Source organism: Pelomonas sp. KK5 (assembly GCF_001984095.1).
Taxonomy (GTDB): domain Bacteria; phylum Pseudomonadota; class Gammaproteobacteria; order Burkholderiales; family Burkholderiaceae_C; genus KK5.
Genome location: NZ_LYVQ01000084.1, coordinates 1 through 25575, shown reverse-complemented (window position 1 = coordinate 25575; position 25575 = coordinate 1). Strand labels below are relative to the sequence as shown.

The window sequence follows — 25575 nt, the reverse complement described above, 5'->3', positions numbered from 1 at the left end:
CGTCGGAGCTGCTGTCGCTGCCGCCGAAGTCGAAGCCGGCATCGGAGCCGCCCACGTCCACGCCGCCACCGCCGCGCCAGCGGTCGTCGTCATCGGGCAGGTGCAGCGAGCCGCCGCTGGCGGCATTGCTGCTGCTGTTCGTCCAGGAGTCGTCGCGCCGCCCGTGGGCGCTGGCGCCGCCGATCATCGAACCCAGCACGGCCCCGCCGCCGATCAGTGCCGCATCGCGCAGCCAGCTGCTGCCGCCACCGGCCGGCTGCGCATAGCCGGGACCGTAGCCGGGCTGGCCGCGTCCGGCGGCGATCTCGGCATCGCGGTCCAGCTGGGCCTGCTGCTCGCGGCGCATGCGGTCGCTCGGGCGTTCCTCGCCGCGCAGTTCGGCGGCGATGTCGCGGGCGCGCAGCGTCAGCTGCAGCAGCGGCGAGAAATCGCTCATCGTCGCCAGGCTGCCCAGAGCGGCGCTCAGGTCGCTCTTGACCAGGCGCACGCGGTCGTAGTTGGACAGGCGCTGGGCCTCGCTGAGCGCCGGGTTGGCGTCGCTGACGAGCTGGGCGTCGGCGAGGTCCTTGATCGTGTCGTTGATCTCGGCCGTCCAGCGCTGGCGCTGCTGCTTCAGCGCCGAGCCGCCAGAGCGGCGCGACACCAGGATCAGCACCACCAGCAGCCCGCCGGCGACGACGAAGATCCAGGTCATGCCCGAGCCGCGGTGCTCGGGCTCGGCCGGCGGCGCTTCCTGCCGCGGGGCCGGCGGCGCGGCGACGACGGCAGGCGCCGCTTCCTCCACCTTCGCCGGTGCCGCGGCCTCCACGCCGAGCCGCCGCTTCAGCTGCGCGAGCTGCTCGCGGTTGCCGGCGAAGCGCTCGTCCGGCGCCAGGGTCTCGGCGCGGGCCAGGGCCTGCGCCGCGGCGTCCTTGCGGCCCTGCTTCTCCAGCACCTGCGCGTACCAGTAGTAGGCCAGCGCGTTGTCCGGATGCCGGGCGATGACGCCCTCCAGCCGCTGCTCGGCCTGCGTCCAGCGGCCGGCCTGCATGTCGGCGCGGATCTGGTCGGCGTTCTTGTCGGCGTGGGCGGCCAGGGCGGTCAGCGACAGGCCCAGGGCGAGGACGGCATGGCGCAGCCAGCCGGCGATGGGATGCATGGAAGAGCTCATGCGGCGACTGTAGCCCGTCAGGCCCGTCGCAGCTTGTAAAGGCCCACGTCGACGCGGCCGGCGCGGAAGCCTGCCTCGCAGTAGCAGAGGTAGTACGTCCACAGGCGCTTGAATGCCGCGTCGAAGCCCAGCGGCTCGATCGCCGGCCAGGCGGCCAGGAAGCGGCGGCGCCACTCGGCCAGCGTGCGCGCGTAGCCCTCGCCGAAGCACTGCTCCACCTCGATGACGAAGCCCGCCCGCGCCGCCTGCGCGCGGATCACGCCGGGGCTGGGCAGCATGCCGCCGGGGAAGATGCAGCGCTGGATGAAGTCGGCCCCCTGGCGGTAGGACTCGAAGTGCGCGTCGGCGATCGTGATCGCCTGCAGCACCGCCACGCCGCCGGGTGCGAGCCGCTCGCGCAGCGTGTCGAAGTAGGTCGGCCACCAGGCCTCGCCGACGGCCTCGATCATCTCGATGGAGACGATGCGCTCGAAGCGGCCCGTCACGTCGCGGTAGTCCTGCAGGCGCAGGTCCACGCGCTCGGCCACGCCCCAGGCGGCGGCGCGTTCACGCGCGAAGGCCAGCTGCTCGGCCGAGAGCGTGATGCCGGTGACCCGCGCCCCGTGCTGGCGCGCCAGCGTTGCCGCCAGCGTGCCCCAGCCGCAGCCGATCTCCAGCACCTCGGCCCCCGGCGGCGTGTCCAGCAGTTCGGCGATGCGCCCGAGCCGGCGCGCCTGCGCGGCCTCCAGCGTGTCGCCCGGCCCCTCGTACAGGGCGCTCGAATACAGCATGCTGTCGTCCAGCCACTGCGCGTAGAACTCATTGCCCAGGTCGTAGTGGAAGGCGATGTTGTGGCGGCTGCCGCGCCGCGTGTTGGCGCGCGCGCGATGGGCCAGCCGGGCCAGCCAGCGCGCCGGGCCCTGGCCCGATGGCAGCGCGCCCCAGGCGCTCTCGTTGGCCAGGCCGAACTCCAGCAGCGCCAGCAGGTCGGGGCTGTCCCAGTCGCCGTCGCGGTAGGCCAGGGCCAGGCCCAGGTCGCCCTGCAGCGCCAGGCGCAGCAGCGGCCGCCAGCGATGCAGCGTCAGCGCGGCGTGAGGCCCGCGCTCGCGCCCCACCACCTCGACCACGCGGCCGCCCGGCAGCGTCAGGTCGAGCCGGCCGCAGCGGGTGGCGGCCAGCAGCCGGCGCAGCGGCGGCAGGACGGGCATCGGAGCACTGATGTTGTTCGTGTTCATGGCTTCGGCTCGAGGGAAGGTCGGACAAGGGTGAAGCCGCGCGGCGGCGCATCGGGCCGCGCCTGCAGCGGCACGCGCTTGAGCCACAGCCGCAGCGCCTCCCAGTGGATGGCGGCCACCACCTTCAGCGTGAGCAGCGGGTGGCTGAAGAACACGCGCAGCAGCGCCGCGTCGCTCAGGGGCCGCCGCTGGCCCTCCAGCCGCGCATGCATCAGCGGCCCCTCGGCCTCATGCACTCCGATGCCCACCGCCACCGCACCGGCGGGCGGCTCGACGCGGAAGCGGTAGTGCATCGCCATGCCGTTGAAGGGCGAGACATAGAGCTGCTTGGCGCAGCGCTGCACGACGACCGGCCCGGCATCGGCGGCGACCGGGATCAGGTAGCTGTGGCGTTGGCCGAAGGTGTTGTTGACCTCGTAGACCAGCGCCTGCAGCGCGCCGCCCGGCGCATGGCAGAACCAGACGCTCAGCGGGTTGAACCCGTGCCCCAGCAGCCGCGGCATCGTCAGCAGCCGGATCGCGCCGCCCAGAGGCAGGCCCGCCTCGCGCTGGTGCTGGTCGAGCTGCTCGCGCAGCGGGCGGCCGGAGCCGTCGCCATGGTCGGCCGGATGGAAGCTGAACAGGTTGAAGCGGCCGACCGAGAACAGGCGCAGGCCGGCGTCGAGCCGGGGCAGTTCGTCGATGTCGATCAGCAACTGGTAGATGCGATAGGCCAGGTGGTGCCGCCGCGGCCGCAGGCGCCGATGCGTGACGCGGCCGACGTACAGGGCCGAGTGGAACGCCGTCATGCCGCCACGCCCTCGGGCAGATGGATGCGGCTCGACTCCCCGGCCACCGACCAGGGCCGGCGCACGCCGCCCAGCGCCTCGGCCACGGCGAGCCCGGCCTGCAGGCCGTCCTCGTGGAAGCCGGCCCCGAAATAGGCGCCGCAGAACCAGGTGCGCCGCCAGCCCTGCAGCCGCCAGAGGCGGCGCTGCATCGCGATGGCGGCCGCATCGAGGATCGGATGTTCGTAGACCTCGCTGCGGATCAGCAGCTCGGGCCGCGGCGGCACGGGCGGGTTCAGCGTCACGAACAGCGGCCCCGCCTCGGGCGGCAGGTGCGGCTGCAGCCGGTTCATCCAGTAGCTGACGGTGGGCGGCGCGGCGCCGGCGCCGCGGCAGGCGAGATAGTTCCAGCTCGACCAGGCGGCGCGGCGTCGCGGCATCAGCGCCGGGTCGCGGTGCAGCACCGCCACGTTGCGGCTGTAGCGGAAGGCGCCGAGCAGGCGCTGCTCCTCGGCGGTGGGCAGGTCCAGCAGGGCCAGCGAGCGGTCGGCATGGGTGGCCAGCACGAGCTGGTCGAAGCGCTGCGGCCACCAGCCCTCGGACGTGCGCAGGCGCACGCCGTCGGCGTCCCGCCGCAGCTCCAGCACCGGCCGGTTCAGCTGCAGGTCGAAGCCTTGCGCGAGGCGGCGCACGTACTCGCGGCTACCGCCGTCCACCGTGCGCCAGGTCGGCCGGCCGGACAGGCGCAGCAGCCCGTGGTTCTCGCAGAAGCGCACGAAGGCACCGATCGGATAACGGCCTACTTGAGCGGCAGGCATGGACCAGATGGCCGCGGCCATCGGGTAGAGGTGGTCGTCGCGGAAGGCGCGGCCGTAGCCGTGCTCGTCCAGGTAGTCGTCCAGCGCCTGGTCGCCGGCGGCGGCAGCATCGCGCGGGGCCTCGCGGTAGAAGCGCAGCAGCTCGGCGAGCATCGCCCAGAAGCGGGGGCGCAGCGCGTTGCGCTTCTGCGCGAACAGGCCGGCGAGGTCGGTGCCGGCGTATTCGAGCGCGCCGCCGTCCAGGCTCACGGCGAAGGACATGTCCGAGGCCGAGGTGGGCACCTGCAGGTGGCGCAGCAGCGCGCTCAGGTTCGGATAGGCGGGCTCGTTGTAGACGATGAAGCCGGTGTCCACCGGCGCCGTGCCCGTGCCCGCCTGGCAGGGCGCATCGACGGTGTGGCTGTGCCCGCCGGCGCGCGGCTCGCTCTCGAACAGGGTCACCTCGTGCCGCTGGGCCAGCAGCCAGGCGCATGACAGGCCGGAGATGCCGCTGCCGACCACCGCCACGCGCAGGCGCGCCAGTTCGTCACCGGGTGGCGGTTCGGGTCGGGGCTCGGTGGGCGGCATCGGCGTCATCTCCTGCGGCGGTCCTTGAAAGCTCCTACGCAGCGGATGGTGTTTTGGATTCCCCGCAGCCTGCGATGATCCGCAGGCCGGCCGGCCGCGTAGAAGCGGCATGGCTGCCCTCCTCCACCACCGACCCGCGAGAGCGCCCGTCTTGACCGTCGTCGCCCTTGATACCGCGCGCAGCAGCCCGCCCGACGAGGACTGGGGCGCGGCGCTGTGCGCCATCGCCGAGCAGCAGGACCGGGCAGCCTTCGCGCGCCTGTTCGGCCATTTCGCGCCGCGGGTCAAGCGCTACCTGATGCAGGCCGGCAGCCCCGAGGCGCAGGCGGAGGAGCTGGCCCAGGAGGCGCTGGCCGCCGTCTGGCGCAAGGCCGCCCTGTTCGACCCGGCGCAAGCCGCAGCCTCCACCTGGATCTTCTCGATCGCCCGACACCTGCGGGTGGACGCGCTGCGCCGCCGCGCGGGCCTGCAGGCCGACGAGGATTTCGATTTCGACGCGCTCGCCGGCGACGGCCCCGCCGCCGACGACCAGCTACATGCCGAGCAACTGGCCACGCGGCTGCGCGGCGCGCTGGCCCAGTTGCCGCGCGAGCAGCAGCAGGTGCTGCACCTGTCCTATTTCGACGATGAACCGCATCCGCGCATCGCGACCCTGCTGGGCATCCCGCTCGGCACGGTCAAGTCGCGCATGCGGCTGGCGGTGGCGCAGCTGCGCCGCCTGATGGATTGCTGAGATGTTGACGACGATCGAACACCACCCCGACGATGCCATGCTGCTGGACCTGGCCGCTGGCCGGCTGACGGCGGGCACGCGGCGGGTGCTGCACAGCCACCTCGAGCTGTGCCCGCAGTGCCGCGAGCAGCTGCGCGCGCTCGATGCGCTGGGCGGCCTGATGCTGGACGAACAGGAGCCGGCAGCGCTGGGCGAGGACGCGCTGGCGCGCACCTTCGCCCGCATCGACGCCGGCTCGCCGGCCGAGCGACAGGCGCCGGTGAAGAAGCACAGCGCCCCGCCCCCGCTGCCGCCCGGCGCCCGCTGGCCGCGCGCGCTGGCCGGCTGCCGCGCCACGCCCTGGCGCTTCATCGCCCCGGGCATGCACTGGAGCCGGGTGAGCCTGCCGGAAGACTCCGCAGCCAATGTGTTCCTGCTGCGCATCGGCGCCGGCAAGTACCTGCCCTCGCACACGCACAGCGGCCTGGAGCTGACCCAGGTGCTGCATGGCTGCTTCCACGACGGCCGGGCGCTGTTCGGCCCCGGCGATTTCGACGCCGCCGACGGCGAGGTCCATCACCAGCCGGTGGTGCAGGAAGGCAGCGCCTGCATCTGCCTGGCCTCGGTGGAGGGCCGGCTGCAGTTCGACGGGTTCATCGCCCGCCTGTTCGGCGCGATGGTCGGGATGTGAGGCGCAGCGCCGCCCAGGCGCCGGCGGCGGAGGCTCCCCCGCCGACGATGGCACCCCAGGCCATGTCGACGACGGTGATCGTCCAGGGCCAGTCGCGCAGCGTGGCCTGGTTGGTGAGGTCGTAGCAGCCGTAGGCCAGCAGGCCCAGCAGCGCACCGAGCTCGAAGGCCGCCCCGGCGCGGCCCGCCCGCAGCGCCGGCGCGATGGCGAACACGACCAGGCCGATCGTGTAGAGCGGATAGAACAGCAGCACCGGCAGCCAGTCCACTTCGGGCGCCATCAGGGCCTGCATCGCGGGGCGGTACAGGCGCGAGGCGGTCAGGCCGAGCCAGGCGGCGTCGAGCAGCAGATAGGCCAGCAGCGCCGCGGCGTAGGCGACGGCCAGGGTCGTCTTCCTCGTCGTCATGGCGCCGCCAGCCGGTAGCTCAGCCGCCGCCCGCCCTTGACCTTGGCATCCAGCGCGATCCAGCGTCCGCCCTCGGTGGCGTACCAGAGGGTCAGGTCCTGCTTCTCGGCCAGCAGGCGCCAGCCTTGCGCGGCGACCGGCTTCCCCTCGACCTCGATGCGCGCGTCGGGCAGGCGCTCGAAGCGCACCGCTTCGGTCCGGCCGGTCTGCGGGTCGACCAGCTGCTTCTGCTGCACCAGGCGCGGGTTCCAGTAGGCGAAGGCCATCAGGCAGCCGGCCTCGTAGCGCTGGTTCACCTGCTGCGGCTTGCCGTCGTCGTCGGTGTCGGACTGCAGCTCGCGCAGGCAGTCGCCCTGCCAGTGTTCCTCGGCATGGTGCGCGTAGCGGTAGAAGGGAATGCCCAGCACGCTCACCTTGAACTGCGCACGGCTGTCCACGCTGCGGGCCTCGGGGCTGCCCGTGACGAGGAAGCGGTGCGTCCCGATCGGCCGGTCATCCAGCGTCACGGCGAAGTTCCACTCACCGGCCTCGGCGCCCAGGGCCGCCGCCAGCAGCAGCGCCGCCATCATCATCATGATCGAGGCCTCGGCGGCCGGGGGATGAAGGCGCTGGTGCGGGCGATGTAGTCGCGGTAAGCAGGCCGGCGATCGGCGATGTCCGCCTCCAGCAGCGTCACGCCGGAGACCTTCAGCAGCAGCACCGTCATCACCAGCGGCGAGGCCAGGCCCCACCACGCGCCGCCGGCCAGGCCCAGCAGGCCGAGACCCCACCAGAAGCAGGTCTCGCCGAAATAGTTGGGATGGCGCGACCAGGCCCACAGCCCCGTGTCCAGCACCGCGCCGGCGCTGCGCGGCCGGGCGCGGAAGCGGGCCAGCTGCGCATCGGCCAGCGCCTCCATCAGCAGGCCGCCGCCGGCCAGCAGCAGCCCGGGCGCATCGAGCCAGCCCAGCGGCACATGGCCGGGCGCCAGCAGCAGCGGCCAGCTGACGATCCAGGCCAGCAGCGCCTGCAGGCCGAAGACGATGTACAGGCTCTTGAACGCGAAGCCCGGCTCGTTGCGCCGGCGCATGTCGGCATAGCGGCGGTCCTCGCCATGGCCCCAGTTGCGCCAGCTCACGTACACCGCCAGCCGCAGCCCCCAGACCAGCAGCAGCACCAGCATCAGCAGGCCGCGCGCATCGGCCGGCCGGGCGGCGGCATGGTAGAGCAGCGCCGGCCCGGTGATCATCAGCGACCAGATCCGGTCGGCCAGGCTGGCGTCGCGCAGCGGGATGCTGGCCAGCCAGGTGGGCAGCGCGATGGCCAGCGCCACCAGCAGCCCGTGTGCGGCCAGCGTCATCGTCATCACCCGCGCCTCTCGAACAGGTAGTGGCTCACCCACCACTGGCCGCCGTCGGCATGCGCGAACAGCTCCTCCACCGAGAGGAAGAACAGCCGCCAGCGCTGCCACCAGAGCGGCGCCTCGCGCGCGCCGTAGGCCGTCTCGAACAGGGGCATCAGCGCCTCGCGCCGCTCGTCCATGCGCGCCAGCCAGGCGGCGGCGGTGCGCGCGTAGTGGCGGCCGTTCCAGCGCCAGCGCTGCAGCAGGCGCAGATCGTCCTGGCAGCGCAGGGCGAGGTCGTCGGAAGGCATCATGCCGCCGCTGAAGAAGTGCCGGCTCATCCAGTCGCTGGCGTCGCGGGCCTCGAAGGCATAGGGCGCCTCGCGGTGGGCGAACACATGCATGAAGAAGCGGCCGCCCGGCGCCAGCCAGCGCGCGACCCGGGCGAAGGCCAACGGCCAGTTGCGCAGGTGCTCGAACATCTCCACCGAGACGATGCGGTCGAAGCGCCCCGCGCCGGCCTCGAAGTGGTTGAAGTCGGCCGTCAGCACCTCCAGGTTCTCCAGCCCGCGGGCGGCCGCCTGGGCCAGGATGAACTCGCGCTGCGAATGCGAGTTGGAGATCGCGGTGATGCGGCTGCCCGGCAGGCGCTCGGCCATCCACAGGCTCAGCGAGCCCCAGCCGCAACCCAGCTCGAGGATGCGCTGGCCGTCCGCCAGCCCGGCGCGGCTGCAGGTCTCGGACAGCGCCGCCGCCTCGGCCTGGGCCAGCGTGGAAACACCGTCGGGCCACCAGCAGCTGCTGTACTTGCGGTGCGGCCCCAGCACCGCGGCGAAGAAGGCGGCGGGCAGCTCGTAATGCTGTTCGTTGGCCTTCTCGGGCAGCGGCGCCAGCGGGGCCTCGCGCAGGCCGGCGATGAAGTCCTCCGCCAGCCGGGCGCCGGCCTCGGGGTCGCCGCCGTGCAGCTCGGCCAGGCGCTGGCGCAGCAGCCGGCGGATGCCCAGGCGCACCGCGCGATCGGGCACCAGGCCCTGCTCGACCCAGTGGATGGCGGTGGCGGTGGCGTCGGCTTGCGGCATGACGGCTCTACGCAAGCCACGCCGGCCCGGATCACCGGGCTCGGAAATGACGAAGGGCCCCGCGGGGCCCTGTCTGTCAGCTTGTCAGCTCGATTCGGGAGTCAGCCGCGCTTCAGGCCTGGAAGAAGGCCCCGCCCATCGCCGAGCGGCGCTCGTTCTTGCCCACGGCCGAATAGAAGCCGGTGTTGACGCCGGGCATCAGCACGTCCATCGCGCGGTCCAGCGAGGCGGTGGCGCGGGCCAGCGACTCGCGCTGCGCGGCGACCTTGCCGCCGGCCTGCACCAGGCGGCTGCGCAGGCCTGCCGGCACGCCGCCGTTGCGGGCCGCATCGCTGAAGCTGCCGATCGCCTGCTGCAGGGCCACCTGCAGGTCCGCCGCATGGCTCTCGATCGCCGCGGCGTCACGGCGCTGCAGGGCCTCGCCCAGCAGGTTCAGGCAGCCTTCGACGGCAACCAGCGGCTGCTCGAGGTGCTGCGGGATCTGGGCGTTGGCGTCGTGGGCAAAAGCCATGGGACTCAATGTGTCGAGTTGTTGCGGCCGAGCAGCTCTTGCGCGTTCGACAGCATCTTGCCGGCGATCGCGTCAGCGTTGATCGTGAACTTGCCGTCGGCGATCGCCTGCGAGATGCGGGCGACCTTGGCGGCGTCGAAGCTGCCGTCGTCGGAGGCGTTGAGCAGGCTGGCGGCCGTGCTGGACAGCTCCAGCTGCGCGCTGGCCTCGGGCGCCGCGTCGGTCGCCGAGGCGGCCGGGCTGGCGCCGGACGCCGCGGCGCGGCCTCCCTTGGCGGGGGCCGGCTTCTCGGCGTTGACCGCCGCCGCTGCCGATTCGTGGCTGGTTCCGATCTTCATGCTCATTTCTCCGTAGCGCCGGCCGTGACCGACGCCGCTCATCATCCATCAATGCCCAAATACCTTTAGGGTTGCTCGTGTTATCGGCCACCCATCCAAGGACTTTAGGACTTCTTTCATTCCTCAGAGCAGGATTTCGACCCGCCGCTCGCCGACGACCCGGCCGGTGACCGTGCGGCCGCCTTCCATGCGCACCTTCACGTCCTGGCCTTCCAGGCCCGCCGACATCGCCTGGCCCTCGGCGGCCACGGCATAGCCCTCGCCCGCCACCCGCACCTGCACCGTCTCGCCGGCAGCGAACCACTGGCGCCGCTGCAGCGCCGGGCTGCGCACCGCCTGGCCCGCGTCCAGCGGCCGGGCCAGCGTGCGGCCGGCCAGTTCGGTGGCGTCGGTGAAGACGGCGCCGGGCTCGCCCGCTATATCTATTTCGGCGGCGGCGAGGCTGTCTTGAGCCAGCACCGTCCCCGCAGGCAGGGGTTTCTGTGCGACCAGCGCCCGGGCAAACACCCGCACCTGCACCGGCACGCTGACGTTCCATTTGGCCATGCCGTCCACGCACTTGAGCCCGATGCGGGTGCGGCCCCACATGTGCAGGCCCTGCGGCAGATAGGGCTGGACCTGGCGGCAGGCCGCGAGCTTGAGCTGCGGCGCCAGCTGGCCGACCTGCACGTCCACCCGCGCCTGCGGCGGCGCCGCGGCCGAGGCCGCCAGCTGCGCCATCTGCTGGACCTGGGCGATCACGCCGGCGTCCAGGCCCTGAGCCGGTTGGGGCGCCGGCTGCGCACGCAGCGGCCCCGCCGCCAGAAGCAGCAGCACTAACGACCAGGATGGACGGATTGCAAGCATGGCCGGCACTTTAGGCCGCGGCCGGCCGCCGGGAGGCCCGAAATGCAGCCCAAAGCCCTTGCTTATCCCGCTAATGTTTTGCCGGGTGCCGTCCAACAATCCCGTTCAACTCGAGGCACCCCATGCTGAACCGACTGACCGACTCGCTGAACTTCCAGACCCAGGCGCTGAGCCTGCGGTCCGAGCGCCAGCGCCTGCTCGCCAGCAATATCGCCAACGCCGACACGCCCGGCTACCAGGCCCGCGAGCTGGATTTCTCCCGCGCGCTGAAGGAAGCCACCGCCAGCACCGCCGCCCCCGGCGCGATGGCCGCCACCCAGGCCGGCCACATCACGCCGCCGGCCGGCGCGCGCAGCGAGGCGCAAATGGAATACGCCCTCTCCTCGCAGACCAGCCTGGACAGCAACACCGTGGACATGGACCGCGAGCGCGCCAGCTTCGCCGACAACTCGGTCAAGTACGAGGCCGCGCTGCGCTTCCTGAACGGGCAGATCCGCACGGCGCTGGACGCCATGAAATCCCCTAACGCGAGCTGATTGAGAGGAACCCGCCATGTCGATGTTCCAGATCTTCAACATCTCCGGCAGCGCCGTCAGCTCGCAGAGCCAGCGCCTGAACGTGGTGGCCAGCAACCTGGCCAACGCCGACACCGTGGCCGGCCCCGACGGCCAGGCCTACAAGGCCCGCCAGGTGGTCTTCCAGACCGCACTGCTGGGCGCCGGCGACAACCCCGAGACCGCCGGCGTGCGCGTGGCCAACATCACCGAGGACCAGAGCCCCGGCCGCAAGGTGCTGGACCCGCAGCACCCGCAGGCCGATGCCGACGGCTACGTGACCTACAGCAACGTCAACGCCGTGGAGGAGATGGTCAACATGATCTCCGCCTCGCGCTCCTACCAGAACAACATCGAAGTGATGAGCACGGCCAAGAGCCTGCTGCAGAAGACGCTGCAGCTGGGCAACGGCTGATCTGGAACACCACTCAAGTAACGGATTAGCCCCATGGACGCCACGATCAACAACACCAGCTCCAACCCCTACACCGCGCTCAACCCGACGACGACCACGACGAACAGCAGCTCGACGGAATCCGCGCAGGACACGCAGGACCGGTTCCTGAAGCTGCTGGTGGCGCAGATGCAGAACCAGGATCCGATGAACCCGATGGACAACGCGCAGGTCACGACCCAGCTCGCGCAGATCCAGACCGTCACCGGCATCTCCACGCTGAACGGCAGCATCGGCACGCTGGGCACGCAGTTCGGCCAGATGCAGGCGCTGCAGAGCGTCTCGCTGGTGGGCCACGAGGTGAGCACTGCCGGCAACCAGTTCAACGTGGTGGACGACAAGGGCGTCGGCGGCTTCCAGCTCAGCTCCGCGGCCTCGGCCGTGCAGCTGGACGTGGTCAACGCGGCGGGCGCCACCGTCTACACGGAGCAGCTCGGCCCGACGGGCACCGGCATGCAGAACTTCAGCGTGGACGCCAGCAAGCTGAACACCACGACCACCGACGGCCTGACCTTCAAGATCACCGCCACCAGCGCCAGCAAGACCGTCACCGCCACCACCTATGCGCAGGACAAGGTGCTCGCCATCAACACCAACGGCGGCACCCTGAGCCTGCAGCTGCAGACCATGGGGCTGGTGCCCTACAGCAGCGTCACGACTGTCGACTGACCGATCCCGATCCCCCTGACGAGGATTTCCCCATGAGCTTCCAACAAGGTCTCTCCGGCCTGAACGCCTCCAGCAAGAACCTGGACGTCATCGGCAACAACATCGCCAACGCCAGCACCTACGGCGCCAAGTCGGCGCGTGCCGAGTTCGCGGACATCTACGCCAGCGCGATCAACGGCTCGGGCGCCAGCACCGTGGGCATCGGCACCACGCTGCAGACGGTGGCGCAGCAGTTCACCCAGGGCGACATCCAGACCACCGAGAACTCGCTGGACCTGGCCATCAACGGCGCCGGCTTCTTCCAGGTGAGCGACGGCGCCAGCCCGACCGAATACACCCGCAACGGCCAGTTCAAGCTGAGCAGCACCGGCTACATCATCAACAACAACGGCCAGAAGCTGCTGGGCTACCCGGCCGACAGCCTGGGCAACATCCAGCCCGGCGTCTCGCAGCCGCTGCAGCTGCCCACCGCCGGCATCGCGCCCAAGACCACCAGCAGCATCGCGATGGAGTTCAACCTGGACTCGCGCGGCAAGACCACCGCCTCCACCGCCGCGCCGGGCAGCATCACGCTGGACGACCCGACCAGCTACAACAACGCCACCTCGATGACGGTGTACGACGCCAAGGGCCAGCCGGTGGCCGTGACGCTGTACTTCCAGAAGCAGGACGACGCCGCCGACGGCAGCACCACCTGGAACGTCTTCGCCACCGCCAACGGCACGCCCTTCGACGTGGAGGCCGCCGACGCCAACGGCAACCCGACCGCCCCGCTGACCACGATCACCTACGCAGCCACCGGCGGCAACCCGATCGCCATCGGCGGCAACCCGGTGGACACCACCCAGCCGCTGACCATCGACATCCCGGCCGGCACCAGCGCCAGCGGCTCCAGCACGCTGGCGATCCCGGGCGTGAAGTTCGACATGAGCAACTCGACCGAGAACGGCTCGTCCTTCGGCGTGACCAGCCTCGTGCAGGACGGCTACGCGCCGGGCCAGCTGGTGGGCGTGTCCATCGACGACACCGGCGTGGTCAAGGCCAACTACTCGAACGGCCAGTACAAGGCGGCCGGCCAGGTCGAGCTGGCCAACTTCCGCAACCCGCAGGGCCTCGCCCCGGTGGGCGGCAACGTCTGGCAGCGCACCGCCGCCTCGGGCGACCCGGTCGTCGGCGTGCCGAGCGCCGGCAATATGGGCGCGCTGCAGGCCGGCGCGCTGGAAGGCTCCAACGTGGACCTGACCGCCGAGCTGGTGGACATGGTCACCGCCCAGCGCAACTACCAGGCCAACGCCCAGTCGATCAAGACGCAGGACCAGATCATGCAGACGATCGTCAATCTGCGCTAACGCCGAAGTAACGAGTTAGCAGGACGGCACCATGGACCGCATGATCTATCTCTCGATGACGGGAGCCAAGGCCGCGATGCAGCGGCAGGACGTGCTGTCCAACAACCTGGCCAACGTCTCGACCAACGGCTTCCGCGCCGAGCTGCAGGCATTCCGCTCGGTGCCGGTGCGCGGCGACGGCGCCAGCACCCGCGCCTTCGCGCTGGAGACGAGCATCGGCTACAAGGCCGAGCCCGGCGCCATCTCGGCCACCGGCCGCAACCTGGACGTGGCCATGGGCGGCAACGCCTGGCTGGCCGTGCAGGCCACCGATGGCACCGAGGCCTACACCCGCGCCGGCTCGCTGGACGTCAACTCCGAAGGCATCCTGACGCTGCGCAACGGCCTGCAGGTGCAGGGCGACGGCGGTGCGATCAACGTGCCGCAGAACGCCCAGCTGTCCATCGGCAGCGACGGCACCATCACCGCCAAGACCTCCGACGCGGTGCGCCCGCAGGTGCTGGGCCGGCTCAAGCTGGTCACGCCGGAGGCCCCGCTGCAGCGCGGCACCGACGGCCTGTTCCGCGCCGCCGACGGGAACGACCTGCCCACCGACCAGACCGCCCGCGTGCAGGACGGCGCGCTGGAAGGCTCCAACGTCAGCCCGGTGGAGACCATGGTCGCCATGATCTCGGCCGCCCGCCAGTTCGAGCAGCAGATGAAGCTGCTGCAGATCGCGCAGACGCAGGGGCAGGAATCCTCCAAGCTGCTCGGCAGTTCGTAAGAAGGAAGTACAGCCATGATCCGATCACTGTGGATTGCCAAGACCGGCATGGAAGCCCAGCAGACCCAGCTGGACACCATCTCGCACAACCTCGCCAACGTCGGCACCAACGGCTACAAGAAGTCGCACGCGATCTTCGAGGACCTGATGTACCAGAACCTGCGGCAGTCCGGCGCCAACACGACCGAGCAGACGCAGCTGCCCACCGGCATGCAGGTGGGCCTGGGCGTGCGCTCGGTGGCCACCGCGCGGATCTATACCGAGGGCAACCTGCAGCAGACCAGCAACAACCTGGACCTGGCGATCAACGGCAGCGGCTTCTTCCAGATCCAGCAGCCCGACGGCACCACCGCCTACACCCGCGACGGCTCCTTCCAGCTCGACGCCAACGGCCAGATCGTCACCAACACCGGCTATACGGTGCTGCCCGGCATCACCGTGCCGCAGCAGGCGCAGAGCGTCACCATCGGCGCGGACGGCACCGTCAGCGTCACCCTGCCCGGCCAGGCAGCGCCGCAGACGCTGGGCCAGATCCAGCTGGCCAACTTCATCAATCCGGCCGGCCTGGACCCCAAGGGCCAGAACCTGTTCACCGAGACCGCCTCCTCCGGCACACCGCAGACCGGCGCTCCCAACGCCAATGGCCTGGGCGAGCTGAAGCAGGGCTATGTCGAGACCTCCAACGTCAACGTGGTGGAGGAGCTGGTCCAGATGATCCAGACGCAGCGCGCCTACGAGCTGAACTCCAAGGCCGTGCAGACCTCCGACCAGATGCTTCAGAAGCTGGCACAGATATGAACACCCGCCTCCTCTCGATGACCCTCGCAGTCCTGGTCGCGCTCGGGGGCTGCAGCACACCCTACCCCGAGCCGCGCGTCGAGCTCCAGCACACGCCGGTGGTGCAGATCCCGCCGGTGCCGGCGGCCGCCACCAGCAACGGCTCGATCTTCCAGGCCGGCGCCTACCGGCCGCTGTTCGAGGACTACCGCGCGCGGCTGGTCGGCGACACCGTGACGATCAACATCGTCGAGAAGATCAGCGCCAACCAGAGCTCCACCAGCGCCATCGACAAGAGCGGCAGCCTCTCGGCCGGCATCACCGCCCTGCCCGGCGTGAACGCGGCCAAGATCCTGGGCCGCGCGTCGGCCGGCGCGGACTCGACGATCAGCTCCGCCGGCAAGGGCACCAATGCCAACGTCAACGACTTCTCCGGCAGCATCACCGCCGTGGTCACCGCGGTGCTGCCCAACGGCCACCTGATGATCTCGGGCGAGAAGCAGATCGGCGTCAACCACAACGTGGACGTGCTGCGCTTCTCCGGCCAGGTCGATCCGCGCGCGATCGTGCAGGGCAACCTGGTGCCTTCGACTTCCGTGGCAAATGTCCGCATCGAGCAGCGCGGTCGCGGGGCCGTGTCGGACGCGCAAGGAATAGGCTGGCTATCGCGGTTCTTCTTGAACCTTTCTCCGACTTAAGTTTCATCAGAATCGGTCGAGCAGTACTCCGCTTTGCTCGACCGACATGACACACCACCTCCGCCACCTGATCGCCGCCTTCGCGCTGCTCCTCCTGACAGGAGTCGCAGGCGCCACGCGCATCAAGGAAGTCGCCTCGGTCGCAGGCGTACGCTCCAACCCGCTGACCGGCTACGGGCTGATCGTCGGCCTCGACGGCACCGGCGACCAGACCACCCAGGCGCCCTTCACCGGCCAGAGCCTGACGGCCATGCTGCAGCAGTTCGGCGTGCTGCTGCCCCAGGGCGTGACGATGCAGCCGCGCAATATCGCCGCGGTCATGATCACGGCCCAGCTGCCCGCCTTCGCCCAGCCGGGCCAGCAGCTGGACGTCACCGTCTCCTCGATCGGCAATGCCAAGAGCCTGCGCGGCGGCACGCTGATCTCCACCCCGCTGCGCGGCGCGGACGGCCAGATCTACGCGCTGGCCCAGGGCAACCTGGTGATCGCCGGCGCCGGCGCCGCCGCGGGCGGCTCCAAGGTGCAGATCAACCAGCTCAGCGCCGGCCGCATCCCGGGCGGCGCGCTGGTCGAGCGCAGCGTGCCCAACGGCCTGCAGGCCGGCGACTTCATCCAGCTCGACCTCAGCGCCGCGGACTTCGCCACCGCCCGCGCCGTGGCCCAGGCGATCAACCGGGCCAAGGGCGAAGGCACGGCCAGCGCGCTGGACGGCCGCGTCGTGCGCGTCAAGGCGCCGACCTCGCCCGATGCGCGCGTGGCCTTCCTGGCCGACGTCGAGAACCTGCCGCTGACGCTCGCCGACCCGGCCGCCCGCATCGTCATCAACGCCCGCACTGGCTCGGTGGTGATGAACCAGTCGGTCACGCTGAACCCCTGCGCGGTGGCGCACGGCAACCTGTCGGTCACGATCAGCTCGACGCCGGTGGTCAGCCAGCCGGGCCCGCTGTCCAGCGGCCAGACGGTGGTGACCGAGAAGACCGACATCGCGGTCAAGCAGGAGCCCGGTGCGCTGATCCAGTTGGCCGCCGGCGCCAAGCTGGCCGATGTCGTCAAGGCGCTGAACTCGCTCGGCGCCACCCCGCAGGATCTGCTCGCCATCCTGCAGGCGATGAAGAGCGCCGGTGCGCTGACGGCCGAGCTCGAAGTGATCTAGCCATGAGCAGTACCCCCGCCAGCTTCAATTCCTCGAACAGCTTCGCCGCCGACACGCGGTCGATCGATTCGCTGAAGGCCGCCGCCGCCCGCGACCCGAAATCGGCGATCAAGGACGCCTCGCGCCAGTTCGAATCCCTCTTCATGCAGGAGGTGATGAAGAGCATGCGCGCGTCCACGCTGGCCTCCGGGATGATGGAGAACTCGGCCACCCAGATGGGCACCGAGATGCTGGACAGCCAGTACGCCACCAAGCTCAGCGGCCTGCCCGGCGGCCTGTCGGACGCGATCTCGCGGCAGCTGCAGCGGCAGATGGGCGTGAAGGCCGACGGCAAGGCCGACACCAAGACCGATGCCGCCGCCGCCACCAACGGCAGCGGCACCGCCGCCACCCAGGCCGTCCCGGCGCTGGCCAAGAAGGGCATCGCCGCCCATGTGCAGAGCTTCATCCAGCAGCACGACGGCGACGCCAAGACCGCCGAGGCCGCCACCGGCATCCCAGCCAGTTTCATGCTCGCGCAGGCGGCGCACGAGTCCGGCTGGGGCCGCCACGAGATCACCGGCAAGGGCGGCGTGAAGAGCCACAACCTGTTCGGCATCAAGGCCACGCCCGGCTGGACCGGCAAGGTCGCCGAGGTGCAGACCACCGAGTACGTCAACGGCCAGGCGCAGAAGGTCACCGCCAAGTTCCGCGCCTACGACAGCTATGCCGAGGCGTTCAAGGACTACGCCAAGCTGATCAGCGGCAACGAGCGCTACCAGGGCGCCGTCGCCCAGGCCCAGACCCAGGGCGCCGCCGGCTTCGCGCGCGGCCTGCAGAAGGCGGGCTATGCGACCGACCCGCAGTACGCGACCAAGCTCGCGCAAGTCATCAACACCACCGTCCGCGTCCAGCGCGCGCTGACGTAACCTGTTAGCTGAGCGGAGCCCGCGCGCATGACCAACATCCTGTCCATCGGCAAGCAAGCGATGTTCGCCAACCAGGCGGCATTGCAGACGATCGGCCAGAACATCGCCAATGCGAACACGCCAGGCTACTCGCGCCAGCAGGTCATCCTGACCACGCCGCAGGGGCAGTTCACCGGCTCGGGTTATTTCGGCGCCGGCGTCAACGTGCAGACGGTGGAGCGCGCGCACAACGCCTTCATGACCAGCGAGGCTGCCAGCACCAAGGCGATCGCCTCGATGGACAGCACCCGCGTGGACCAGATGACGCAGCTGCAGAAGCTGTTCGCCACCGACGACAGCAGCCTCGGCGCCGCCGCCAGCACCTTCTTCAACTCGCTGATCGACGTCAGCAACAACCCGTCCGATCCGTCGGCCCGGCAGGTGGTGCTCAGCAATGCGCAGAACCTCGCCACCCGCTTCGCCACCGCGGGCCAGCAACTGCAGGACCTGCAGGCCGGCGTGGTCAGCGACATGAAGGCCGACGTGGCCACCGTCAACCAGCTGGCCCAGCAGATCGCCACGGCCAACGCCCAGATCTCCGCCGCCCACGGCACCGGCCACGAGCCCAACGACCTGCTCGACAAGCGCGACCAGTTGATCAACCAGCTGAGCCAGTACGTGCAGGTCAGCACGCTGCAGGCCGACGACGGCTCGATGGGCGTGTTCATCGGCGGCGGCCAGCGCCTGGTGCTGGGCAACCAGGCCCAGCAGCTCTCGGTGGAAGCCGACCCCTACGACAGCAACCGCGCCACGCTGAACATCATCGAGGCCAACGGCCCGCGCAAGCTGGACGAGAGCGTGCTCACCGGCGGCTCGCTGACCGCCCGGCTGATGTACCAGAACCAGGATCTCCAGGACGCCCGCAACATGATCGGCCAGCTGGCCACCGCGGTCAGCGCGGCGGTCAACAAGCAGCAGGGCCTGGGCCTGGACCTGTCCAACCCGCCCGGCACCGGCGCGGCGATGTTCTCGGTCGGGCCGCCCACCTCGCTGCCGGCCAGCACCAATGCGCGCAACCCGGACGGCAGCTTCAGCGGCGGCGTGCAGCTCACCGTGACCGACGCCACCCAGCTGCAGGCCACCTCGTACACGCTGCGCGGCGACCCGGCGAACCCCGGCGCCTACCTGCTCACGCGCGGCTCCGACGGCCAGCAGACCTCGGTCACCGACGGCTCCATCGTCGACGGCTTCCAGATCAGCTTCACCCCCGGCCCGCCGGCCGACGGCGACAGCTACCGGCTCGAGCCCGTCGCCAATGCCGCGGTGGGCATGAAGCGCCAGCTCGATTCGATCAACGGCATCGCCGCGGCCGCCCCGGTCACCGGCGACGTCAGCGTCAACAACACCGGCACCGCCAGCATCGACTCGCTGTACGCGGTCAACAGCAACCTGAACCCGTCCACGCAGGCGCCGATGACGGTGACCTTCACCGGTGCGAACGCGTCCAACGGCGCGAACATGGACTACACGATCACGCTGGCGGACGGGTCCACGCTCAACGGCACCTGGCAGGCCGGCACGCCGATCGGCAACCAGCCGGCCGCGGGCATCGATCTCGGCTTCGAGATGAACCTCAACGGCGTGCCGCGCGCCGGCGACACGATCACCATCGAGGCCACCAAGTACACCGCCGCCAACAACGGCAACGCCAAGGCCTTCCTGAACCTGCAGAACCAGAAGGTCGTCGGCGGCCAGGTGCTGTCCAACGGCACCACGGTGCCCGGCGCCACCATCAACGACGCCTACACCACCGCGATGAGCGACATCGGCGCACGGCTGCAGGGCGCGAACTACCTGTCCGGCGTGTCGACCAGCTCCGCCCAGGACGCCGAGACCGCCCGCTCCGGCCAGGCCGGCGTCAACCTGGACGAGGAGGCGGCGCGGCTGATGCAGTTCCAGCAGGGCTACCAGGCCGCGGCCAAGATCCTGCAGACCGCGCAGATCCTGTTCAACGAGACGCTCAAGCTGGCTGGGAACTGATCATCATGAGACTTTCGACCGCCAACACCTACGAGATCACCATCTCCACGCTGCAGCGCCGCCAGCAGCAGATGCAGACGAGCCAGCAGCAGCTGACCTCGGGCAAGCGCGTGGCGCAGGCCAGCGACGACCCGACGGCCGCCGCCATCTCGCAGCGCTCGGACGCGCAGATCGGCCGCATCGACGCGCAGCAGCGCGCGCTGGACGCCAGCCGCAACGCGATGACGCTGGGCGAGTCCGCCCTGGGCGACTCGACCGACCTGCTGCAGCAGGTGCGCGAGGCGCTGGTCGCGGCCGGCAACGCCAGCTACAGCGACGCCGAGCGCAAGGGCCTGTCGGAGAAGATCGCCGGCCTGCGCAACCAGCTGCTGGCCATCGCCAACCGCAGCAACGGCGCGGCGGGCTTCCTGTTCGGCGGCCAGGGCACCGGCGGCGCCCCCTTCCTGGACCAGGCCGGCGGCGTGGTCTTCAGCGGCACGCCGGGCACGCAGCAGACCGGCAATGCCCAGAACTTCCAGCTCAGCATCGACGGCCGCGCCGCCTTCGAGCAGGCGCGCAGCGGCAACGGCACCTATGTGACCGGCCCCGGCGCCAACCTGATCACCGGCGGCGCGCCGGCCGGCTGGATCGACTCCGGCACCGTCACCGACCCGACCGCGATCACCGGCAACGACTACACGATCCAGATCGGCGGCAGCTCGCCCTCGCAGAGCTACACGATCACCAACAACGTCACCGGCGCCTCGCAGACCGACGTGTTCACGCCGGGCAAGGCGATCGGCTTCGAGGGCATGTCGCTGAGCATCGCCGGCGCCGCGGTGGATGGCGACCAGTTCACCGTGCAGCCGGCCACCAACTCGCTGAAGGTCTTCGACGTGCTGGACAAGGCCATCGCCGACCTCAACACCCCGCTGCGCAGCGGCGCTCAGATCGCCCAGTCCAATTCGAACAACCTGCGCGACCTCGACGCGGTGATGGCCAACTTACAAAATGTTCGGAGCCAGGTGGGTGAAACCATGAATAATCTGGACGGCATCGAGTCGCAGATGGCCGACCAGAAATTGAACAGCCAGACTGCGCAGTCGAATGCCGTGGACCTCGACATGGTCCAGGGCATTTCCACCTTCCAACAGCAGCAGTCGGGCTACCAAGCAGCATTGCAGACCTACGCCATGGTGCAGCGGATGTCCCTGTTCCAGTTCCTATCATCCTGATGAACTCTCCCCTCCTGGGCGCCGTGGCGCTGGGCTACGCACCGCTGATCGACAAGCAGCGCCAGGTCACCGCCACCCGGCTCACCGTGATCCCGCTGCGCCCCGATGCCCGGCTCGAGGCCGCCGACCTGCTGACCGCGGTGTCGGACGTCTGGCCCGCCGGCGGCGGCGCCGCCGTGCTGAGCATCGCCAGCGAGAGCCTGCTGGAAGATCTGCTGGGCAAGGAACCCAGCGCCAACCTGATGATCGAGCTGCCGGCCTTCATGACCGGCAACGAGGCCCTCGCCCCGGCCCTGCTGGCGCTGAAGAAGCGCGGCAGCGCGCTGCTGCTCAAGGGCTGCCCCACCGCGCCGGTGCCGGCCGAGTTGCTGCCCTGCTTCAAGTACGGCGTGCTGGACCTGGACGACGAGGCCCGCGGCAACGGCACCCCCCTGCCCCGCCTGCTCTCCGGCCTGAAGGAAGAGGCGCAGATCGAGGCCGCCTTCCAGCGTGGCGCCGCCGGCGTGCTCGGCTGGCCGATGCACGGCCCCTACGAGCCGCCGGTCGACGCCGCCCGCCCCGAGCTGGCGGCCGACCTGCAGGTCATCGTCGAGCTGATGTCCCGCGTGGACCAGGGCGAGGACATCGAGCGGCTGGAGCAGACCCTCAAGCGCGACCCGAGCCTGGCCTTCAAGCTGCTGCGCTACATGAACTCGGCGGCCTTCGGCCTGACGGTGGAGGTGAGCTCCTTCCGCCACGCGATCATGCTGCTGGGCTACGCGCGGCTCAAGCGCTGGCTGGCCCTGCTGCTGACCACCGCCAGCAAGGACCACGCGATGCGCCCGGTCATGTACGGCGCGCTGCGCCGCGGCCTGCTGATGGAAGAGCTGGCCCAGGGCATGGACGACCGCGAGATGCGCGACGAGATGTTCGTCTGCGGCCTGTTCTCGCTGCTGGATCACATGCTGAAGCAGCCCTTTGCCAAGCTGCTGGAGTCCATCCCCGTGCCCGAGCGCGTGCGCCAGGCCCTGGTGGACGAGAGCGGCCCCTACCAGCCCTACCTTGACCTGGTGCGGGCGATCGAGAGCGAGTCGGTATGGGATTACCGCAGCTCGGCCGAGCAGCTGATGCTGGGCGCCGAGGAGATCAACCAATGCGTGCTGCGGGCGCTGGCAAAGGCAGCTCAGCTGGAATGAGCCTGCGGCGCACCCTTGCTGCGCCCGCCGACGAACTGGCTGCCTGGCTCGAGCTGAGCCCCCTGCCGATGCTGATGTTCGAGCTGCCCGCCGGGCGGCTCCTGCGCTTCAACGGCGCCTTCGCCCGCCTGTGCACGCCTCCCGGCCCGCCCGACCGCCTGGCCCTGCTGCCGCCCGCGCTGCAGCAGCTGCTGGGCTGGGAAGGGGTGCGTGCAGGTGACGCTTTACTTCAGTGCCAGGACGAGCTCCCGACCCGGGCCGACCTGCCCGGCGCCGAGGGCCGCCGCATCTGGATGCAGGGCCGCGTGCGCCCGCTCGGCGACGGGCGCTGCATCGCGGTGCTGGAGGACCGCAGCGCCGAGCAGGAACGCGACCTCGCCCACCAGCAGCTCGACGCGCTGATGGATACGGCCGGCGTCGGCCTGGCCACCTTCCAGCAGGATGCCGGCTGGCTGCGGCCGCCGCCGGGCGCCTCGGGCGGCAGCGGCGGCGGTGGTGGCAACAGCGCGCTGGCCAGCCTGCAGGGCGTGGGCCGCGATATCGTCGAGCCGGCCTCGATGCCCGAGTTCGAACGCCTGCAGCAGGCGCTGAAAAGCGGCGAGCGCATCGAGGTGCGCTATGCGGTGCGCCACCCCGAGCTGGGGCGACGCTGGCTGCTCACGCGGGTGGAGCCGGGCCGCCTGGCCTCGGGCCAGCGCACCACCTCGGTGGTCACGCTGGACGTCACCGCCCAGCAGCAGGCCGAGCGCCGCAGCGAGCTGCTGCTGCACGAGCTGACCACGATCATGAACGGCGCCGGCCTGGGCCTGGCCTACCTGCGCGGCTCGGCGCTGGTGCGCTGCAACGGCGCCTTCGCCGCGCTGCTGGGCCTGGCGGGGCCGCCGTCGGGCGGGGCGCCGGTGGCGGCCCTGTTCGCCGGCCAGCCGCAGCTCGGCGAACGGGTCCAGCAGGCGCTGCCCGGCCTCGCGCCGGAGCGCAGCTTCGAGGCGGAGTTCCAGCGCGAGGACGGCCGCTGGATCGCGCTGACGCTGCGCCGCGTGAGCGGCGAAGGCCCGCTGCAGGCGGAGACCGTGGCCGTGCTCAGCGACATCACCCGGCTCAAGAGCCAGCAGTCCGAGCTGGAGGCGCTGGTGCGAGACCGCGAGCTGATGTTCAGCCTCTCGGACGTGGGCATCGCCATCCTACGCCACGGCCGTATCGCCCGTGCAAATGACGCGTTAGCTGAGCTGACCGGCTACCGCATCCACGAGCTCGACGGCCTGCCCCATCACGCGCTGTTCGACAGCGAGGCCGAGTACCGCCAGCAGCAGGCGCTGGTGCGCCAGGCGCTGGAGGACAGCGGCCAGTGGCAGGGCGAGCGCCGCGTGCGCCGCCGCGACGGCACGGGCCTGTGGATGCAGATCAGCCAGCGGGCGATGCGCGCCGGTGCGCCGGACGAGGGCCAGATCGCCACCTTCGTCAACGTGGACGACCGCTGGCGCGCCCAGCAGTCGCTGATCCTGCAGACCGAGCGCGAGCGCACGGTGCTGGACTCGGTGATGGTGGGCATCGTCACCGTGGGCCGCGGCGGCATCCAGTGGATGAACCGCTCGGCACGGCGCATGTTCGGCGGCGACCTCGCCGAGTTCCTCGGACAGCAGATGGCCCTCGTCGCGACCGACGATCCGGCCCACCCGTTCCGCCAGAGCGCGGGGCTGCTGCAGTCCGGCGAGAGCCAGGTCGAGACCTTCGAATGCAGGATCAAGGCCCGCGACGGGCGCGAGTTCTGGGTCGTCGGCAATGCGGTCGTCACCGGCACCGAGGCCGGCCGGCAGCTGACCTACGCGCTGCTGGACATCGAGCGCCGCCGCCAGGCCGAGGCCCAGACCCAGCAGGCGCAGACCTCGCTGCGCCGCATCATCGAGGCCGCGCCGCTGGCGATCAGCCTGCACGACGCCGACACGCTGGACATCGCCCAGGCCAACCCCGCGGCCGCGCTGTTCGGCGCGGCGGCCGGGCCGCAGCTGCGCGAGGACATGGCCGCCGCGCTGGAGGCGCCCGGCAGCGCCGTCATCCAGCATGAATACCGGCTCGGCGACGGGCCGCAGATGCGGGTCTGGGATGCGCGCTTCCTGCGCCTGGCCGGCACCGACACGCCGGATCAACTGCTGCTGGTCGCCAGCGACGTCACCGAGCACCGCGCCGCCGAGCAGGCACGCCTGGAAGCCGCGATCTCCCAGCGCGAGCTGCTCGTGCGCGAGGTGCACCACCGCATCAAGAACAATCTGCAGGGCGTGGCCGGCCTGCTGCAGCAGATCGCCACGCGCCGGCCCGAGGTGGCCGGCATCATCAGCGAGGCCGTCGGCCAGGTGAACGCGATCGCGCAGGTCTACGGCCTGCAGGTGGGCGCGCAGGGGCCGCTGCGGGTGCACAAGGTGCTGGAAGCGATCGTGGGCTCGGTGCAGCGGGTCTCGGGCCGGCGCATCGCCACCGACCTGGGCGACGCCAAGGCCCTGGCGCTCGAATGGGCGCTGCCCGAGGCCGAGTCCATCCCGATCGCCCTGACCCTCAACGAACTGCTGACCAACGCAATCAAGCACAGCCCCGACAGCGAGGTGCGCTGCCGGCTTCTGTGCGCCGCCGACAGCGTGGCGGTGGAGATCGACAACCCCGGCCGGCTGCCGCCGGGCTTCGACGTGATGGCCCTGGCCGGCGGCGTCAGCGGCCTGGGCCTGGTGCGCGCGCTGCTGCCGCGGCGCAGCGCTCTGCTGGACCTGACGCAGCAGGGCGACCGGGTGGTGGCGCGGGTGGAACTCTGGCCGCCAAGCATCATGCAGCTTCCCGAGCACGCCACAATGGACACCCCATGAGCAAAGGCAAGATCCTCGTCGTCGACGACGACCGCCTGGTCCTGGCCACGCTGGCCTACGGCCTGGCCCAGGCCGGCTACACCGTGCTGGACGCCGACAATGGCGACGACGCCATCCTGCTGGCGCGCGAGCACCGGCCCGAGCTGGCGCTGCTGGACATCCGCATGGAAGGCCTGAGTGGCTTCGACGTGGCGGCCTACCTGCGCGAGCACCTGCGCATTCCCTTCATGTTCCTCTCGGCCTTCGCCGACGAGGAGACCATCGCCAAGGTCAAGGAGCTGGGCGCCGTCGCCTACCTGATCAAGCCGCTGGACATCCACCAGATCGTGCCGGCGGTGGAGTCCGCCTTCGCCTACCGGCCTGCTGGGCAAGACCTGGCCCCGCCGCCCGCCGTGCCCGCCCCGGCGCTGCAGCAGCGGCCGGCGCTGGACATGGTCTCGCTGGCGGTCGGCGTGCTGATGCACCGCTATTCGCTGCCGCGCGCCGAGGCGCTGGAGCGGCTGCAGCAGATGGCCGGGGCCTCGGCCGGGCTGCCGCTGGCGGAGCAGGCGGCGCGGGTGGTGGAGGCGGTGG

General features: G+C 70.8%; 27 protein-coding genes. 16 read left to right on the top strand and 11 right to left on the bottom strand.

The annotated features are described in order from the left end of the window. The 4 genes from B0W88_RS14840 to B0W88_RS14825 all read right to left on the bottom strand — a co-directional run. Positions 1-1150: M48 family metallopeptidase (locus tag B0W88_RS14840; protein WP_144006776.1), on the bottom strand; the 1150-nt coding region annotated here is incomplete at its 3' end. Between the two features lie 17 nt (positions 1151-1167). Continuing rightward, on the bottom strand, positions 1168-2364 hold the full coding sequence (locus tag B0W88_RS14835; protein WP_077035422.1) for a cyclopropane-fatty-acyl-phospholipid synthase family protein: 1197 nt from the start codon (positions 2362-2364) through the stop codon (positions 1168-1170). After that, entirely contained in the window at positions 2361-3152 is a 792-nt protein-coding gene (locus B0W88_RS14830) for a DUF1365 domain-containing protein (protein ID WP_077035421.1), read from the bottom strand. Before B0W88_RS14830 ends, B0W88_RS14835 begins: the two co-directional genes overlap by 4 nt. After that, complete coding sequence (locus B0W88_RS14825) at positions 3149-4516, bottom strand: NAD(P)/FAD-dependent oxidoreductase (protein ID WP_077035425.1); 1368 nt, start codon at positions 4514-4516, stop codon at positions 3149-3151. The genes B0W88_RS14830 and B0W88_RS14825 overlap by 4 nt, the downstream gene beginning before the upstream one ends. Positions 4517-4667: 151 nt before the next feature. Between B0W88_RS14825 and B0W88_RS14820 the strand changes: the two genes are divergently transcribed. After that, positions 4668-5249 (top strand): sigma-70 family RNA polymerase sigma factor, encoded by a 582-nt coding sequence (locus B0W88_RS14820; protein WP_077035420.1) that lies wholly within the window; start codon positions 4668-4670, stop codon positions 5247-5249. A gap of 1 nt (position 5250) precedes the next feature. Then, entirely contained in the window at positions 5251-5919 is a 669-nt protein-coding gene (locus B0W88_RS14815) for a ChrR family anti-sigma-E factor (RefSeq protein WP_077035419.1), read from the top strand. Here the strand turns inward: B0W88_RS14815 and B0W88_RS14810 are convergent. From B0W88_RS14810 to flgA, 7 genes are all read right to left on the bottom strand, one after another. Next, a complete protein-coding gene (locus B0W88_RS14810; protein WP_077035418.1) occupies positions 5882-6325 on the bottom strand; it encodes a DUF2177 family protein in 444 nt (147 codons plus the stop codon). The genes B0W88_RS14815 and B0W88_RS14810 overlap by 38 nt on opposite strands. Continuing rightward, a complete protein-coding gene (locus tag B0W88_RS14805) occupies positions 6322-6900 on the bottom strand; it encodes a DUF6134 family protein (protein WP_077035417.1) in 579 nt (192 codons plus the stop codon). Before B0W88_RS14805 ends, B0W88_RS14810 begins: the two co-directional genes overlap by 4 nt. Then, the gene (locus B0W88_RS14800; RefSeq protein ID WP_077035416.1) at positions 6897-7670 is read right to left on the bottom strand and encodes a DUF1295 domain-containing protein; all 774 of its coding nucleotides are present in this window, start codon (positions 7668-7670) and stop codon (positions 6897-6899) included. The genes B0W88_RS14805 and B0W88_RS14800 overlap by 4 nt, the downstream gene beginning before the upstream one ends. Beyond that, positions 7670-8725: a cyclopropane-fatty-acyl-phospholipid synthase family protein gene (locus B0W88_RS14795; protein ID WP_077035415.1), complete on the bottom strand. Its 1056-nt coding sequence runs from the start codon at positions 8723-8725 to the stop codon at positions 7670-7672. The genes B0W88_RS14800 and B0W88_RS14795 overlap by 1 nt, the downstream gene beginning before the upstream one ends. Before the next feature lie 112 nt (positions 8726-8837). Then, a complete protein-coding gene (locus B0W88_RS14790; protein ID WP_077035414.1) occupies positions 8838-9236 on the bottom strand; it encodes a hypothetical protein in 399 nt (132 codons plus the stop codon). A gap of 5 nt (positions 9237-9241) precedes the next feature. Continuing rightward, positions 9242-9574 carry a flagellar biosynthesis anti-sigma factor FlgM gene (gene flgM / locus B0W88_RS14785; RefSeq protein ID WP_077035424.1) on the bottom strand — a complete coding sequence of 111 codons (333 nt, stop codon included), beginning with the start codon at positions 9572-9574 and terminating at the stop codon, positions 9242-9244. A 123-nt stretch (positions 9575-9697) separates the two neighbouring features. After that, positions 9698-10390 carry a flagellar basal body P-ring formation chaperone FlgA gene (gene flgA / locus B0W88_RS14780; RefSeq protein ID WP_158080860.1) on the bottom strand — a complete coding sequence of 231 codons (693 nt, stop codon included), beginning with the start codon at positions 10388-10390 and terminating at the stop codon, positions 9698-9700. Between the two features lie 152 nt (positions 10391-10542). Here flgA and flgB point away from each other — a divergent pair, with 152 nt between their 5' ends. The 14 genes from flgB to B0W88_RS14710 form a co-directional block, all read left to right on the top strand. After that, positions 10543-10956, top strand: coding sequence for a flagellar basal body rod protein FlgB (gene flgB / locus B0W88_RS14775; RefSeq protein ID WP_077035412.1), 414 nt, complete (start codon positions 10543-10545; stop codon positions 10954-10956). A 16-nt stretch (positions 10957-10972) separates the two neighbouring features. Continuing rightward, complete coding sequence (gene flgC / locus B0W88_RS14770; RefSeq protein ID WP_077035411.1) at positions 10973-11389, top strand: flagellar basal body rod protein FlgC; 417 nt, start codon at positions 10973-10975, stop codon at positions 11387-11389. A 33-nt stretch (positions 11390-11422) separates the two neighbouring features. Then, positions 11423-12097, top strand: coding sequence for a flagellar hook assembly protein FlgD (locus tag B0W88_RS14765; RefSeq protein WP_077035410.1), 675 nt, complete (start codon positions 11423-11425; stop codon positions 12095-12097). Positions 12098-12129: 32 nt separating this feature from the next. Further along, positions 12130-13446, top strand: coding sequence for a flagellar hook protein FlgE (gene flgE, locus B0W88_RS14760; RefSeq protein WP_077035409.1), 1317 nt, complete (start codon positions 12130-12132; stop codon positions 13444-13446). Positions 13447-13477: 31 nt separating this feature from the next. After that, positions 13478-14209, top strand: coding sequence for a flagellar basal-body rod protein FlgF (flgF, locus tag B0W88_RS14755; RefSeq protein ID WP_077035408.1), 732 nt, complete (start codon positions 13478-13480; stop codon positions 14207-14209). A gap of 15 nt (positions 14210-14224) precedes the next feature. After that, entirely contained in the window at positions 14225-15007 is a 783-nt protein-coding gene (gene flgG / locus B0W88_RS14750; RefSeq protein WP_077035407.1) for a flagellar basal-body rod protein FlgG, read from the top strand. After that, positions 15004-15684 (top strand): flagellar basal body L-ring protein FlgH, encoded by a 681-nt coding sequence (locus tag B0W88_RS14745; protein ID WP_077035406.1) that lies wholly within the window; start codon positions 15004-15006, stop codon positions 15682-15684. The genes flgG and B0W88_RS14745 overlap by 4 nt, the downstream gene beginning before the upstream one ends. A 46-nt stretch (positions 15685-15730) precedes the next feature. After that, entirely contained in the window at positions 15731-16837 is a 1107-nt protein-coding gene (locus tag B0W88_RS14740; protein WP_077035405.1) for a flagellar basal body P-ring protein FlgI, read from the top strand. Positions 16838-16839: 2 nt separating this feature from the next. Further along, positions 16840-17745, top strand: coding sequence for a flagellar assembly peptidoglycan hydrolase FlgJ (flgJ, locus tag B0W88_RS14735; protein ID WP_077035404.1), 906 nt, complete (start codon positions 16840-16842; stop codon positions 17743-17745). A 27-nt stretch (positions 17746-17772) separates the two neighbouring features. Continuing rightward, complete coding sequence (gene flgK, locus B0W88_RS14730) at positions 17773-19764, top strand: flagellar hook-associated protein FlgK (RefSeq protein ID WP_077035403.1); 1992 nt, start codon at positions 17773-17775, stop codon at positions 19762-19764. 5 nt (positions 19765-19769) lie between these two features. Then, entirely contained in the window at positions 19770-20978 is a 1209-nt protein-coding gene (gene flgL / locus B0W88_RS14725) for a flagellar hook-associated protein FlgL (protein ID WP_077035402.1), read from the top strand. Then, entirely contained in the window at positions 20978-22153 is a 1176-nt protein-coding gene (locus B0W88_RS14720) for an EAL and HDOD domain-containing protein (RefSeq protein WP_077035401.1), read from the top strand. The genes flgL and B0W88_RS14720 overlap by 1 nt, the downstream gene beginning before the upstream one ends. Further along, positions 22150-25002 carry a PAS domain S-box protein gene (locus tag B0W88_RS14715; RefSeq protein WP_077035400.1) on the top strand — a complete coding sequence of 951 codons (2853 nt, stop codon included), beginning with the start codon at positions 22150-22152 and terminating at the stop codon, positions 25000-25002. The genes B0W88_RS14720 and B0W88_RS14715 overlap by 4 nt, the downstream gene beginning before the upstream one ends. Beyond that, positions 24999-25575: response regulator (locus B0W88_RS14710; protein WP_077035399.1), on the top strand; the 577-nt coding region annotated here is incomplete at its 3' end. The genes B0W88_RS14715 and B0W88_RS14710, both read left to right, overlap by 4 nt.

Bases quoted from the DNA above. Each gene is read 5' to 3' on its own strand.
- B0W88_RS14835 (WP_077035422.1), bottom strand. From the start codon at position 2,364: ATGAACACGAACAACATCAGTGCTCCGATGCCCGTCCTGCCGCCGCTG.
- B0W88_RS14830 (WP_077035421.1), bottom strand. From the start codon at position 3,152: ATGACGGCGTTCCACTCGGCCCTGTACGTCGGCCGCGTCACGCATCGG.
- B0W88_RS14825 (WP_077035425.1), bottom strand. From the start codon at position 4,516: ATGCCGCCCACCGAGCCCCGACCCGAACCGCCACCCGGTGACGAACTG.
- B0W88_RS14815 (WP_077035419.1), top strand. From the start codon at position 5,251: ATGTTGACGACGATCGAACACCACCCCGACGATGCCATGCTGCTGGAC.
- B0W88_RS14810 (WP_077035418.1), bottom strand. From the start codon at position 6,325: ATGACGACGAGGAAGACGACCCTGGCCGTCGCCTACGCCGCGGCGCTG.
- B0W88_RS14805 (WP_077035417.1), bottom strand. From the start codon at position 6,900: ATGATGATGATGGCGGCGCTGCTGCTGGCGGCGGCCCTGGGCGCCGAG.
- B0W88_RS14800 (WP_077035416.1), bottom strand. From the start codon at position 7,670: ATGACGATGACGCTGGCCGCACACGGGCTGCTGGTGGCGCTGGCCATC.
- B0W88_RS14795 (WP_077035415.1), bottom strand. From the start codon at position 8,725: ATGCCGCAAGCCGACGCCACCGCCACCGCCATCCACTGGGTCGAGCAG.
- B0W88_RS14790 (WP_077035414.1), bottom strand. From the start codon at position 9,236: ATGGCTTTTGCCCACGACGCCAACGCCCAGATCCCGCAGCACCTCGAG.
- flgM (WP_077035424.1), bottom strand. From the start codon at position 9,574: ATGAAGATCGGAACCAGCCACGAATCGGCAGCGGCGGCGGTCAACGCC.
- flgB (WP_077035412.1), top strand. From the start codon at position 10,543: ATGCTGAACCGACTGACCGACTCGCTGAACTTCCAGACCCAGGCGCTG.
- flgC (WP_077035411.1), top strand. From the start codon at position 10,973: ATGTCGATGTTCCAGATCTTCAACATCTCCGGCAGCGCCGTCAGCTCG.
- B0W88_RS14765 (WP_077035410.1), top strand. From the start codon at position 11,423: ATGGACGCCACGATCAACAACACCAGCTCCAACCCCTACACCGCGCTC.
- flgE (WP_077035409.1), top strand. From the start codon at position 12,130: ATGAGCTTCCAACAAGGTCTCTCCGGCCTGAACGCCTCCAGCAAGAAC.
- flgF (WP_077035408.1), top strand. From the start codon at position 13,478: ATGGACCGCATGATCTATCTCTCGATGACGGGAGCCAAGGCCGCGATG.
- flgG (WP_077035407.1), top strand. From the start codon at position 14,225: ATGATCCGATCACTGTGGATTGCCAAGACCGGCATGGAAGCCCAGCAG.
- B0W88_RS14745 (WP_077035406.1), top strand. From the start codon at position 15,004: ATGAACACCCGCCTCCTCTCGATGACCCTCGCAGTCCTGGTCGCGCTC.
- B0W88_RS14740 (WP_077035405.1), top strand. From the start codon at position 15,731: ATGACACACCACCTCCGCCACCTGATCGCCGCCTTCGCGCTGCTCCTC.
- flgJ (WP_077035404.1), top strand. From the start codon at position 16,840: ATGAGCAGTACCCCCGCCAGCTTCAATTCCTCGAACAGCTTCGCCGCC.
- flgK (WP_077035403.1), top strand. From the start codon at position 17,773: ATGACCAACATCCTGTCCATCGGCAAGCAAGCGATGTTCGCCAACCAG.
- flgL (WP_077035402.1), top strand. From the start codon at position 19,770: ATGAGACTTTCGACCGCCAACACCTACGAGATCACCATCTCCACGCTG.
- B0W88_RS14720 (WP_077035401.1), top strand. From the start codon at position 20,978: ATGAACTCTCCCCTCCTGGGCGCCGTGGCGCTGGGCTACGCACCGCTG.
- B0W88_RS14715 (WP_077035400.1), top strand. From the start codon at position 22,150: ATGAGCCTGCGGCGCACCCTTGCTGCGCCCGCCGACGAACTGGCTGCC.